5 protein-coding genes are annotated in these 14,833 nt (G+C 35.8%); all 5 read right to left on the bottom strand.

Annotated elements, in window-relative coordinates; translation table 11 throughout:
- Window positions 1–29 precede the first annotated feature (29 nt).
- Window positions 30–2,195 (bottom strand): fibronectin type III domain-containing protein, encoded by a 2,166-nt coding sequence (locus tag NNH57_RS21740; protein ID WP_132066145.1) that lies wholly within the window; start codon window positions 2,193–2,195, stop codon window positions 30–32.
- 81 nt (window positions 2,196–2,276) lie between these two features.
- Complete coding sequence (locus NNH57_RS21735) at window positions 2,277–3,632, bottom strand: PKD domain-containing protein (protein ID WP_132066147.1); 1,356 nt, start codon at window positions 3,630–3,632, stop codon at window positions 2,277–2,279.
- Between the two features lie 33 nt (window positions 3,633–3,665).
- The gene (locus NNH57_RS21730) at window positions 3,666–7,637 is read right to left on the bottom strand and encodes a T9SS type A sorting domain-containing protein (RefSeq protein ID WP_108809302.1); all 3,972 of its coding nucleotides are present in this window, start codon (window positions 7,635–7,637) and stop codon (window positions 3,666–3,668) included.
- 3 nt (window positions 7,638–7,640) lie between these two features.
- Entirely contained in the window at window positions 7,641–9,707 is a 2,067-nt protein-coding gene (locus NNH57_RS21725) for a fibronectin type III domain-containing protein (RefSeq protein WP_234423451.1), read from the bottom strand.
- Entirely contained in the window at window positions 9,707–14,584 is a 4,878-nt protein-coding gene (locus tag NNH57_RS21720; RefSeq protein ID WP_108809301.1) for a hypothetical protein, read from the bottom strand. The genes NNH57_RS21725 and NNH57_RS21720 overlap by 1 nt, the downstream gene beginning before the upstream one ends.
- Between the last annotated feature and the right edge of the window lie 249 nt (window positions 14,585–14,833).

Raw genomic sequence — 14,833 nt, 5'->3', positions numbered from 1 at the left:
CATATGCCTACATTATCTCATATAAATACTTAGTTTAAGTATTTATATTTTTCTTCATCTATAACTGTTTGTAAAGCGTTCTTTGCTTCAACCGCTAGCTTATCAACGATATCAACATCAGAGTCACCATTATCCTGATATTGTTTAAGTAGATTAAGAAGGTTTATCTTGTCTTTTATTTTATTTACAAAACTTAGCAGTAAGTCTTTATTTTCTGATAAAACTTTTGAAAGGAAATATAAATGGTATTTTTCCTGAACTCCGAATTCTTTTTTCTTTTCATCTGCAATTTGGTCTATCACTATTTCTCCCTCGAATTCGAACTCAAAATCTAAACTTGCAGTCTCTGTATCTACTGCAGTTATTTCCTGAGGAAAAATCACGTTATAAGCGGCAACTAAACCTTCTTCTTGTGATTTGTTCTGGTTATAATATTTTCCTATGGCATTTACAATTAAATCTTCTACCTCTTTTTGAGTTTCATCAAGAATCTCTGCCAAGTCTTCATTCAATTCTTTAATTTGTTCTTTTATTTTTTCTTTTTCTTTCTCTGTTGTTGCATTGGCCAAATCTTCTTCTAAGTCTTTAATTTCTTTAATTTTATCTGTAACTTCTTTAATTTTATCGTTGGGTAAATCATCTTTTAATTTATCAACCAGTGCATCAAGGTCTTTACCTGTAAGTTTTCCATCTTTTATTTTATCAATCAAGGCATTCAGTTTATCTGATAATACTGAAGTTATTTCTTTGATCATTTCTATCTCATCTCCAATATCGTCAACATTGCTCCAGGTTACATCGTAGGTAGTCTCTACCATTCCTTTGATTAACTCATAATCGGTATTGATAGCAATTCCTTTAAAAACCACACCTACACTAATATCATTGAGATAAGGAATTTTAATCCAACCCATCCCAGTGAAATTTCCATTACGACCAGAGACCTCATGAACCAATACAGGAAAATCTCCTGCCGTAAACGTATCTCCTGATACTAACTCTGGTAAGAGGTTCTGGTTTTCGATTTTGATCTCTGGTGTGATCCCGCAATTATAAGTGCTCTCCCCATCTTCTATCTGGGTTGTAAATTCATAAATCTGTGAATAGGTGTATGGGCCATTTTCCTGGCATTGCCCTCCTACTCTAAACTCATACGTAGTACCAGGGGTTAGTTTATAAATCGTGGTTGCTTCTTCTAAAATGGGTCTCTCACTACCAAACCATACCGCATTTTCTACATCTTTCTTACGATATTCTACAATATATTGCTTGTGTTGTACGCCCTGCCAGGTAATTTTTTCCTGAACTGGACTAACTCCTTTGGCCATTATAAATTGAGGGTCTACACAATCCCCGGCATAAGTGAAATGAAAAATCTCACTATAGCCATCATTTTTAAAAACTGCACTTTTAGTAATCCCATCACTTACAATAGCCCGAACCCGCCATCCATATTTCTTATCGGGTAATAGCATGGTTTCACCAGGACCATATAGTAAAGTCGTTGCATAGGTAGTTGTTTGGTAAATAGGACGACTTGCTAAAAAAGCAGCCTGGGGATTCATACCATTATCCCATAATTCTGATAACGTAAACTCATACTCTACATTAGTAGCGTTAAGATGACGAGGAGTCCACTGAAAAATGATATTCTGTGGATCCCGAATCACTACTTGTTCGTCTCGTTTGGGGAGATTTAAAAAAGGAGGATCATTAAGTAACAGATATGCAGCAACACAACTTTTGCGAGAAAGTTGTTGGCCTGATTTTATATCGTATACTTCAAAACAGAAGCGGTATAAACCTTCTGGCAAAGGGGTATTATATTGTTGTGGAGTAACCCCTCTTAGATTCTGAAGAGAAAAATAAGGACGTAAATCCAGATTACTTAATCGTAATGAGATACCGCCATCTAAAAAAATAGAAGGTGCTCCTATAACGACATCACTACTTTGGATCGATAACCCCGCATTATTCTCTATATATAACTTTAAACGAACCTGCCGGTTAAATGTATTAATATCAGTAAGGTATAAGTTAACAATTAGTTTTTCTGTAGTATTCGTTTCATATTCTGATAGCCTAAGACTATAAGGAGGAATCAATTGAGATGTAACCTGTACAGGTTTTTGTTGTGAAACTGCATTCCATGACACTACAAGAAATATCAGTAAATACCCAAATTCATTGCTCATTTTTGATATCATTTTTTTCATAAACTTTTGTATCCCTCTTTTTCTTAACCTCAACTAATTTTCTCTATACTGATCTAAGTATTACTGTGCTTCTTTCTGTACTTTTATATCAACTAAAATGTAAGATTCCTGTCCTGCTTCTACGTATTTTTTGATTTTTATAGCCCCTTTCTTTCCTTCTTCTGTTTGGAACAAAACAATCCTTGGTACACTACTGTTATCAAAATCTTTTAATCCATCTGGGGTTTCATCTACTATTAAATTTTGAAATAAAATATCGTCTTCCATAGTATCAAATTGTATCGTTGTAAGTGATGCATTACAATTACAAGATTCTTGTGAATTGATCAATTTTGTTTTTTTTGCATTCTCGATATCAGGAAATGTGGTATCAGAAAGATCATCGGGGCTTGCAAATCGATTGGTACTAAAACTATTACTAAACCCATAATAGACTAAATCGATTGTAGTAGCTGCCTTATCACCAATCTCATTGGCAGTATATACTCGTCGATTTGCTATACTATAAAAACTACCTATGGTATGGTTAAGGTGTGCTGTATTAATTCCTAGTTTAACATCTGAAAAAGTTCTAAGGTTTGTATTCTTAAAGACTTCTATTTCTTTTGTTATTGTTTTAATTTCTTTACCATTTGAAGCTGTTACTGCAATAGTATATGTTCCCGGTATTGTATATACTATTTCCTCTGGATCTTCTTGATTAGAAATTGATGGTATTGCTCCCGGGAAATCCCATCGATATGTAGTAGCACTAATTGCTGTTTTTTCTATACTTACATGTACTGGTACCTGATAATCATCATCGTTATATGCTACGGTGTAGGTAAAATCAACATCAAGATATGGGGATACTGTTATTGTTTTTTCGAAATTATAACTCTCCCGATCACTACTGGCTTCTAATCTAATCTTATGTTCTCCTGGTGTTTTAAATAGTATTTCTCCTGGATCTTTTTTTGTAGAAATTTCGGGTTCTCCTTCTTCAAAAGTCCAATAAAATTGACTTGCTCCGGTAGTGAGATTTTTAAAGGTATATGCTGCCGGTGAAAAATCATTTTCAGTATTAGTTATTTCAAAACCAATATGTATGGGTTCATCTACCTGTATTGGGATGCTTTTGGTATCACTAGAGCCATCTTGATTAGTGGCAATAAGCTCTACGGTATATTCTCCTTTATTAGTATAACTAATTACTCCCGGATTACGAGAATTTGAAGAAGATGGTTCTCCTCCTTCAAAATGCCATTCATACATTTCGGCTCCCTCTGTCTTATTGTTAATTAATATCTTTACAGGCGCAGAATAATCATCTTTTGCTACTTCAAAATCAAAGTCGACAGTAACAGGAATAGCGGTTTCCTTAGCACAGCTTATCAATACTAATCCAACACTATATAGTTGTATTTTCTTTATCATACCAATCATTTTGAGCTAGAGTTAGATCATCTGTTACTCAACCACTAATTTTCTGGTTTCTGCTCCATGAGAAGTTTCTAAAACAACCAAATATATTCCTGGAGCTATGCTCAAGTTGTGCCTCAATTCATAACTATCTGCTCCTTTCCCTTCTTGCTTATCTATCATTGTAGACATTAGGCTCATTATTTTCACACGTACATCTGATGGTTCTGCCAGATTAACTTTAATAGAAAAATTTCCATTATTTGCATTAGGGAATATTAAGAATTCTTCTATAAATTTTTCATTTCCGAGATCCTCAGAAAAGCCTTCTCCGGGTTCTATTATGATAGGTTTGGTTAAGGATATAGAACACTCCTCATTTTTATTATAAGAAGTTAATGTGGTATAGTATGTTTTAGGAATATCAGATTTTTCAAAACTTAAAATGATTTTCTCTTTAGTCTCTTCAACAATATTTGCTCCTTCAGAAACGGTCCACTCAATACGTTCTCCGATAGGATTACTTGTATTTATTACTTCGACCTGCTGGTCTGAAAATGAATACGTAGAATACAAAAAGTCTGCATCTATTGGATTATCTGATACTGTAATTACAACCTCATCGGTTCCTACACATCCTATTCCTGTGGTTACAGTAGCTGTATAGGTTCCCGAATCTATTAGTTCTACAGTAGATGTATTATTACTATACCCAGTATCAGAAACCCATGAATAGGTTGCATTGGGATCATCGATAGTGATATCAAATGCTACAGATTGCCCCCTGCAAATTGAAAGGTCATTACCCAAGACAACCTCAACAACTTCGGGAGCAATCAATGTCTCTTCGTACACTTTTGTGCATCCTATAGCATCATTTACTTCTACTACATATGTTCCTGATAGTAACCCACTAATATCTGCTGAAGTCGCAATGACTTCAAACGTTCCTTTTTTGGTCCACATATAGGTATATGGTTCTGTTCCCCCTTTGGGTAATACTGTTATCGAACCATCTTTACTAGTTGCACATAGAGGGTCTACATGAGAAATAACATCTATCTCAATCCCGCTAATTTCTTCAATGATCACTTTTCCTGTAGTAGTACAATAATTGGTATCTGTAACCAACACAAAATATTTACCTGCCCGAACATTGGTAATCTCTTGAGTAGTTGCCCCCGTACTCCATTCATATGTATATGGCCCTGTGGCACCAGACATAATCACTTTTGCTGCACCATTGGGTTCATCACATGTTCCTGATGTGGTTTCAAAACGTTCTACAGCAATAGGATCGGGTTCTTGTATGATAGTACTACCTTCTACAATACAATTGTTTTTATCTTTTACCGTTACAGTATATTCTCCATAAGGTAAATTCTCTATTTTTGGCGTGATTGCTCCTGTGCTCCAGTGATAGGTATATGGAGCTGTGTCCCCAGACATGACCACTTCTGCAGTACCTATTGCGCCTCCGCAATTGGTTCTGGTGGTTTCAATACGTTCTATAGTAATTGGATCTGGTTCTTGTATAACAATCGTATCTGTTATTTTACAATCATTAGCGTCTGTAATCGTTACCGTATATGTATCTGCTTTTAGCCCTTCTATTTTTTGAGTAGTTTCTCCTGTATTCCATACATAGGTATATCCTTCTGTCCCGCCATTTACCTGTACTGTGGCAGAACCATCTGATCCACCACAAGTAGCTCTGGTCGTATCAAATGTTACTGATAATGCTTTGGGTTGTATGATATCTACTACGTCTTCTATAGTGCATCCATTTGCGTCTGTAACAGTTATTGTATAGTTTCCAGCAGATAAACCTGTGGCAGCAGCCTGGCTGGATATGGGTATACCATCACTATTTTTCCATGTATAAATATATCCTCCTGTTCCTCCTGTTACTTTCTCTACTCTGGCAGAACCATCAGTGCCTTCAAAACAACGTATTGGTTTTGTAACAATAGCTAGTTCTAATGGTTTTGGCTCTAATAATTCTACCTCCTGATCTCTGAAATTCTTTATTATATAATTTGTAGTCACCGGTGTAAGAATCGCTTCATATTCTGCTATAAAAATCCCATTCTTATCTTTAACATTCAAGGAATAAGTACCACTCTTCAAACTTCTAAGTGTGTTTCCTGTATTACTGGGAAAAGATTTCCAGGTATTATCATCTAATTTTTCTTTCCAGTAGTAAAAGTAGGGTAACAGATTACCTTCTGCATCTTCTGGATATATAGTCGTATCAGGGCTAACTGTATTAAAAGGAACTCCTCCGGTAACAGTAGCTTTCAAAATACCATCAGAAGCTCCCGAACAGGAAATCGCTTCTTCAACTTCAAAAACGATTGTCAAAGGATCTGGCTGATATGTGATATCAAAAGTTGCAGTCACAGGTGCGCAGGTATGAGCATCTCTAACAGTAATGGTATATTTCCCTACTCCAATACTATGTAGTTTTACAAGGTAACCTTGACCTGCATTATAGCTACCACTAGAAGTCGTCAATTCTGTGTTGTTTGAGTTATCTATCCATGTATAGGTATAATGTTTCCCATCAATAGGAGTACCTCCATTAATAGTAGCCATGATCTTCGCATTTTTAAAACCATTGGCAGTAGGAGATTCCAAAAGCTCTACATTCACTGATATAGGTTCAGGTCTTGTTATTGTGGCTTCCCGTGTAATCACTTCGCCTAATTCTATTTTTCCACCAACTAATATCTGTTCTCGTGCCAAACAACCATTACTATCCCGTATTTGAATCTCATAAGTACCTGCATCAAGGTCTTCTACTCCATTTGAATAATCTAACCATGAACTCCAGGCTCCACCATCTTTATTCCTATAATGAAATTGATAACTTCCAGAACCTCCGGATAATAACAATGTAACCGAACCGTTACTGGTATCATCAAAACATTTGATATGAGTAACCGCTATTTCCTCTCCAAACACTACAGGATCAGGACGATCTATACTAAAAAGTATGTCGTGAGCCTTTGACCCTGCATACGTATTATAATCACCGTAAAAGCCTAAAACTCCTATTTTATATTTACCGACAGGAACATCTTCCAATGTATAGCTATTTTTATTTGCTCCTTGAAAAACTACTATGTTTTCAGTCTGCGAACTCGTTGTAAGATTATCTGTATACTCTTCTTCTCCTGCATCAGGGTCTTTTTTCAGTATTGATATTTTCTCGTTGAGATATAAGGGTCTCGAAAAAATAAATTCTACCTGTCCTTTACCATCATAACAAACCGCTTTAGTCTCTACTTTGGTTGTAAAAGTTGGTGCAGAGGGCACTACCCGATAAATAACTTCGGGAGTATATCTATCACCACAATATTTAATTCTGAATCTTACATTTTCTCCCAGAAAATTCTGGGCACTGGGAAAAAGATCTAATGCACTAGCTCCATTTTCGTCTTCACCCAAAATATATCGCCCATTGTGAGTAGTTTTAATAGTAGCCCAGTTACTATCTTCCAACTTATATTCCCAATTATATACATCAGAAGAGAACCCTTCTGGTGCTTTTATGATTACTTTCTGATCAAGAGGTAAAAAATATTCATTATCATCTGGAGGAAGAATTTTGATTTCAGGACGAATATTGATATCCAGTCGAGCATATCCTCCAATTCCGTTACCTAAATCTTTTAGAGGTATCGTAAGATTACTAGCCTGATAACAACTAGAAATTTTTAATGTACCTTCTGCAGAACCAGGTTTTCCTGTACCATCAAAAGTTCCCTGCCAGCTAAGGAAAATGTATATCTCATCTGCAGACGCTTCTATTTCTTTGTTTTGTACATCTACCTCAATTGATATTCCTCCTGATATACTATTGGTAGCTATTGTTTTACCTCCCATAGTAATTCTATAGTATAGTCCCACATTATCATTATTCCCTCCCAAATGCCCTGTTATGGTAGCTATATGCTTTTGTCCATAGGACATCGAAGTCATTAATATCGCAAGTATTACTATTACGTTTTTCATGAGTTAATATGTTATATTCACAGTTTCCAGGGTACTGTATCCCTTTTTGAGTATTGCTTTTAACAAGTATGTATATTCTGTATTGGGGCTCACATGGGTATCTGTAATCCTGGTGATACTGGTGGGTAATTGTTTCCAAAGAACAGGCATACTACTTTTTACATTTTTATAAATCCAGACCTCAGAGACTTGTTCGCCTGTAATTTTCCATGATAGATCGATCTTCTCTATCAATCTATCGACTACCCCCTTAAAATTTTTTACCACTTGTTGTGGAGCATTACGTTGCATAGTTATCGTTAATGGAGTAGATGGGGATGATTGTAACCCTGATTCATCTATGGCAAATATGGCGTATTGATAGTGTTCTCCTGATTTGGCATTAGCATCGGTATAGGAGGTTATGGTATCGGTTTTAAAAATCAACTTCCAGCCCTTATTTGCTTCTGCGATATGCTTGCGATATAATCGATGACCAGATACATCATTACTACTGCTATTGATCCAGTATAGATATACACCGTCTTCTTTTACTTCATAAGTCGAAAAAATAGGGGACGAAGGAGGTACTATGTCTGGCTTCTTTAGTGTTATCTTTTCTGAATACTTAGACATATTATATCGTCTATCTACGGCAGCTACCTGATAAAACACTTTTTTATTTAAAGATTTTACCTGTACAGTATCTGTGTATGTTGTTTTTAAGACGGGAGATACTGTGATCTGTACCAATTCTTCTTTTTCAAGATTTCCTTTAAATATTCGATATCCTAATATATCTCGTTCTGTATTGGCTGTCCATTGCAATTTTACGACCCCCAACGTATCTACAGTTCCTGTTAATCCCACAGGATTATGGGGTGGAATACTATCTATAGTTTGCGCGAATGCAGCAAAAGAAGTGGTTTTTTGATTATTTTTACCTATAGCCGATACTGTAAAGTAGTTAGATGGATCTACTTCATTAAAAGTAGTTTGCCTGGCATGAGGTTGTATGTTCTTTTTGACTACAGTATATGGTCCTTTTTCCTGTGATGCCCAATTGAGTTCAAATCCTGTAATTTCGGATTCTGCTACTTTTTCAAAATCCCAATATACCTGTATCGCTCCAGAAGCATCAAATTCTGTTTTAGAGATATGTGGGGTTACCTCTAGTTTTTTGATTCCCTGTCCAGTAACAATTTCTGAAGGAGGACTGTGTTTTCCAAAAGGAGAAATCCCGACTACTCTATAGTGATAGGTTTTATTGTTTTGAGAAAGAGTATCCGCATAATACATCCTCCTGGGAGTTCCTGGCTTTCCATTCATATTTACTAATGGAGTATCCCCTAGTCTTTCAAAATCGGTTCCATCATCAGACCGTTCCACAAAATAGGAAGTGAATACTGTTTTAAACATTTCATATTCCCAGGTTAATAAAATACTTTTCTCTTGTCCAACTGCGATAAGATCAATAGGTGTAGGCAATTCACTTTTCTTTGAAAAATCTGCATATACTGTACCTGACTCAACAACAAGTATTCCTTCAGGAATCGCAGTTTTCACACTATAAAAATATACTTCTCCTTCATTGACTGTAGTATCTTCAAAACCCAAACCTGCTTTTTTAGCGATTTCAAAGTCCATATCTGCAGCTAGTAGAGCAAAAGCAAAACGTTGTTCAATTTCTTTAGCTTTATTTACAATGCGTGCAAAATTTCCTTCCTGCATATTGCCTGCCTCAAAATCTTCTCCATAAAGTGCCTGTGCAATAATCGCAGCATAATCATTAGTTTCTATAAAACTTTCCCAGGTTTCCAGAGGATTTGGCAATATAGGAGTTGATGTTAGTATCTTTTTTTCTGGGTGAGGTAATTTCACTCCATTTCTCTTTATGGTAAAGCGTTCTATGGTATACCCGTATGCATTGGCTTTTTGCCAGGTCTGAGGATTTGAGGCAGCCCACCTTAGCATAATCTTATCATCATCAATACGGGAGATCACTTTTACTGAAGGGATAGAATCCTGAGCATACATCCAAGTATTCATCAAACCAATACCAAGAAATAAAAGAATGGATATCTTGCGCATTACATCCTATATTTTAATGGGTTCTTGAAATCAATTTTAGCTTGTGATCCTTGAATTCCTCCGGGGAGCATATATTTTAATATAACTTCATATTTTCCATATCGCATAAAAAGATATTCGCCTTCTGTTATTCGCATTGCCGGATGGTTAGCGTCTATTTTGCCATCAGTATAATCTCTAAGTGCCTGAGTTCTCAGGTCTACAAAATCCTGTTTATATATTCGTGGCAGATCATATCTAAATGGAAAATGAGTTTGTATCAGGTTCTTATTTACATTATACTCCAAACTTGTCAAATACTTACTTTCTATCGGCAATGCTCTTTTGGGAGGTGTTCCTAATAATATTGCATCTCTATTTTTCATAGCATATGCTCCTGCAACAGGGTAATTCATATAGACCAAAGGATTGATATCAGTCTTAAAATAGGTATCTGTCAACGTAGCTTCATAAGATACTAGTGGCACATTCCCTGTATATGAATTTCCAATCAACTCTGCCAGGTCAAACCCTTCGTTGGTATTCACATCATTATATAAATAGATTACATCAGAGCTTACTTTTCCAGCATTAGTTTTTGTTACTGATATTGCCTTTATTTTATCTGTGAATTTTTTATATTTACTAGTTTTGAATTCATAGGTAATTCTTTCTATTTCTCCTTCTTTCAATACATTTGCTGCCGAATTTTTCTTGATTTCCATTGTATTGTCTTCATCATAATTCGTAGTTTCTGTGACTTCGGCTCCCTCTGAAGAATTTCCTGAAGCTAAAGAAGTACTAACAATAGACATTGTGTATGTAGCTTCTTTATCTACTTTAGGTAATGTATACATCACCTTATTTTCGGCAGTATTATAATTGAATTTTGCTAGTGATAATTTTCCGTTTTGATCTATAAATTTCACTGTACTTTTCCATTGTGAATTATCAAAAAGATAATCCTGCCCTTTTTGTAATTGTATATACCCACTGGTAGATTCTCCTTTATAAAATTGCTTTTGGTTCACAACAGGATAGGAATACTTAATGTTATTTAATGGTATATAATCTGGTGCAGTCGCAGTGGTAAAGCTTCTTTCAAGAGTTTCCAGCGCTTTTTTTCCATTTAGCATAACATCACGATATACTCCACTTATTTTTTCCTGAAAACTGATTTCTACTATTGCTTTTAATCTGGTTTCCGGAGGTAAAATATCATCTGGCATAAAAGTTACTCGATCCTTGGTATGTGCCCATTCAAGTTTTCCAGGTGTTGCTTTCCCGGATTCATCGGTCACCATAAATTTATCCAGTAGTATCTTATACGTTTTATCTCCTCCATTTTCTGAAATGGTAATGGGTTCTCCTACTTTCATTACAAACGTTGCCTGTGGTGCCATAAATACATCCACATTTTGGTCATTATCAGCTGGAGTAAGATCACTGATCATTTTGATATCTCCGACAGGAGTATCATCCTGAAATTCGCACATCTCGCCCACTTCTACCTTAAATCTATAGGCTCCTTTTACGGCCCCACCCAAGAGGTCATAATATCCGGCAGCGTATCCGCGCATCCAGAATGGATTTGGTCCTTTTGCTTGCATAAGAATAGCAGCGCCTCCTTGAATAATAGGCACTTTTTTACTAACCGCAAATAGTTTTACCTTAATTCCTAATTCTCCCTGTAGATAGGCATAGGCCTGCCCGTTAGCATACCACCCATTAATTCCTACCTGATCTCCTGTATTTACGCACATAGCTTGCTGATAGTCTTTAAGCATGATATCAAACCCCAGACCTGCCCGAAAACGTGCATACAGCAATAAAAAGCTAATATCTCCGGTATCAATTTTAAAATCTGATCCAAAAGCAAGTCCTTTTCCTGATTTTAATGAGTTTTCATCCCTCATATAATCTAATTTATCTACATCCACACCTAACATTGTTGCGACTTCTGAGGGTGGCGGTGGGCTTCCTGGCAAGCCATCACCCATCATAAAATACCCGCCACTTTCAACAGAAACAGGACCTACTCCCATTTTTAGCCCCAAACGATCAGTAGGTGTTCCCATATGTACATACCATTCATCTGGGGAGATATGAATTACTCCCCATCCTGCACGACCTTTAGAAGCTCTTCCTTGAACAAGTCCTCCTGCTACATTAACATATAAATCCATGTCTGCATGAAAAGTATTATTGGTAAAATCATATTGCATTCCTACTTTGGCATTGACTCCTGCTTGTCCTGTAATTTCAGAAGGGTATTCAGAATCTGCTTTTTCAGAAAACGTTTTTACAACTTTGTTTCCAAGAGATTCACTGTTTGCTAATCCCTGAAGTTTCCCTGTTATTTTACCCATTGGATTTGGAAAATCAAACGCTTTCATTGCCTGAACTTCTCCAAAGAACCCTAATCTATTAACACCATAATTCTTATTGAAATCAATTTCGAACCCTGCACTAACACTCATCGCTTTTTCATCAGGCATTGCACCAAACACCATTGCTTTAACTCCTAAAAGTGTTTTATTATCAGGGATATAGGTAAGTCCTGATGGTGAGAATTCTGAAATACTCCCTTCTGGTTTTCTAGACATTTTATAAAATGCCCCTCCTGCAAATCCTGTTATATTAAGGCCTGGAAATACGGGAATCTTCAACCCTGTAACTGCTGCGTCTATATACCAATACCTATATCCTTCTGTAGTAACTGTTTCTTTAGTTTCTGTTTCCTCATTAGTAACTTCTACATTTTGTTTGGTTCTTGTTTTACCAAAAATCGCGGCGCAAGAGATTCCTTTATCACTTCCTTCACTACCTTCTTTTTTAAAAAATGTTGCTTTTACTTTGGCCTTAAATCCATCACCATATATGGGGTCATTATCCATAAGATCAAGGGCGCCTTCAAAAGCTATGGCTCCCATATTAGCCTTTACAATCATTCTGGATAATTCTAAGCGGTCATATTGCCATCGTTGCTTATATCGATTGTCTTCTTTACTATTCTCTGAACCTGCAGGAACTTGTTTCTGCTTTGCAAAAATCCCTACTCCTCCTTTTGCTGCAAATGCATCTTTCATTAGCGATACGCCAATATCAAACTTTACCCCAATCTCCCGATCTTGTGCTACAACCCCTATTCTGTCTATAGACACGGGAAACCCTGCTACTTTAACCTGATCTTCGTAACCAAAATATTTAACACTAATGAGCGGGCTTTCGGTTTGCAAAACCAAGTTTTCAAAAGTAATTCCCTTAAATTTCACAATATCATCATCAACTTTCTTTCCTTCATCCAGTATGGATTGTTTTTGACTAGCAGAAATGGCCATTCTTCCATTAAGTCTGGCCTGCATAAAAAATTCCTTCTTATTATTTGGTGTTGCTCCTTCTGTTTCGGTATCATTTCCTTGATCATCACTGTTTTTTACTCTCATTAATACTCCAGAATTTGGAAGTAACTGCACTTTGGCTTGAAGAATATCAAAACTAACGGTTTCTACGGGAGATACTGCCATCATATACTCTTCATCAGTAATAATACCTTTGTATTTCAATCCTTTGTCTTTGACACCAGAAGTGGGTAGTCTTATGCTTCCTGCAAACTTGGCACCCATGAAATTGTTTGCTGCATAGACTACCCCCAATTCATCTACAGAATATGCCCAGGCATTTTGTGAAGAGGTAATTCCGGTTTCTAACGGAATTATATTTTTTATCGAAAATTCTCCAGAAACTCCATGGCTATCAATAATAAGATTAGCTGCCTCAAAAGTCACTCTCTTATTTTTAGAAACACTATTCGTTGTTTTAAATGCTTCTGGCATCCCTACTTCTATAGATTCTATATATACCCCTCTCCATGATTCTCGATTTGGCAATAACAATCCATTTTCATGATAATATCCAGGAAAAGAAACATCCGGAGTTCTTAGATCACTAAAATCAAGAATAGCTTTACTAACAGAAAACATAAATCCATCTTCATGATTTGCCAAGACAAAAGGGGTAATTCCTACTCCTACAACAAGATCATTCCAGTTTGAAGCAACTGCTTTAAAATCTCCTCGTACCCGATTAGGTACCATTGATGTTTTATTACCATTGGGCCAGGGTCTTGTTTTTGGTAAAGTTTCTCCATTCTCTCCTACTGGTAGTAAAAGATTTCTCGAAAACTCAATACCTCCTTCGATTCCCATTTCCTTAACTCCATCACAATTAATTGTGGCAAAAGTTTTGTTTTGAACATTTCCTGTTTTAAAATCTAAACCTCCTTTTAAAAAAAGCATCCAATTCCCTCCATTAAAAGGAATAAATATATCTCCTAGTAATACCAAATTGGCGTCCCCTATTATTCCTCCTTCATGAGAAAGTTTTACATTATCTGCTCCAAAAAAAAGTTCTATAGGATCACCTTTATCATCAGATTGTGGTAAAACAACCTTTACAAATACTGTAAGTTCTGTATATTCTTTATAGAATTTTGCTTTTACAAACCCCAGTTGGTATTCTATTTCACTTATTGTATGCTTGACTCCAACTGGTAAAGCATCCAAGTGGGTATTCGAAAAGGAAGAAATCCACTTGTCTTCTGTCTCTATTTTCTCAAAACTAGCCTTGGCTTTTAATCTGTTATCATTAGCCCAAGTACCCGGAGTCCCATATTCTCTTTGAATACTTTCTGTAGTAAATTCTGGTGCAGAAGAAATAGTAATGGATTTTTTGACAGGAAAGTTTTTATCGAGTTCAGGAAATTGATAAAAATTTGAAACAAACTGATTATCTAATGATGATCTTTCTTTTTTAACCAGTAATGAGTCCTTTTCATGATCATGAGCATAACATAGTATTGGAGCAATCCACAATAATAAGATCAAGGGGCATTTCATAAAATATAATTTAAGCGAGTCATCTGACTCCTAATAAAAATCAGTATTAACTAATTCACGCAAAAACTATAGTTTAAAAACATTTAAGTACTGTCATTGATTATACTAGTTCACAATACATACTTGGGTGTATATTATTTGTGAACTAGTAATTTAAAAATACTCCAATGCATGAGGTAAAGTCTCTATTATATTTTAATTAAAGAAATTAGTATCTCACAAAAAATACTATACATCACCAGTAAATTG

It is taken from the genome of Aquimarina spinulae, assembly GCF_943373825.1.
Classification (GTDB): domain Bacteria; phylum Bacteroidota; class Bacteroidia; order Flavobacteriales; family Flavobacteriaceae; genus Aquimarina; species Aquimarina spinulae.
This window is presented reverse-complemented; position numbering and strand designations above follow the sequence as displayed.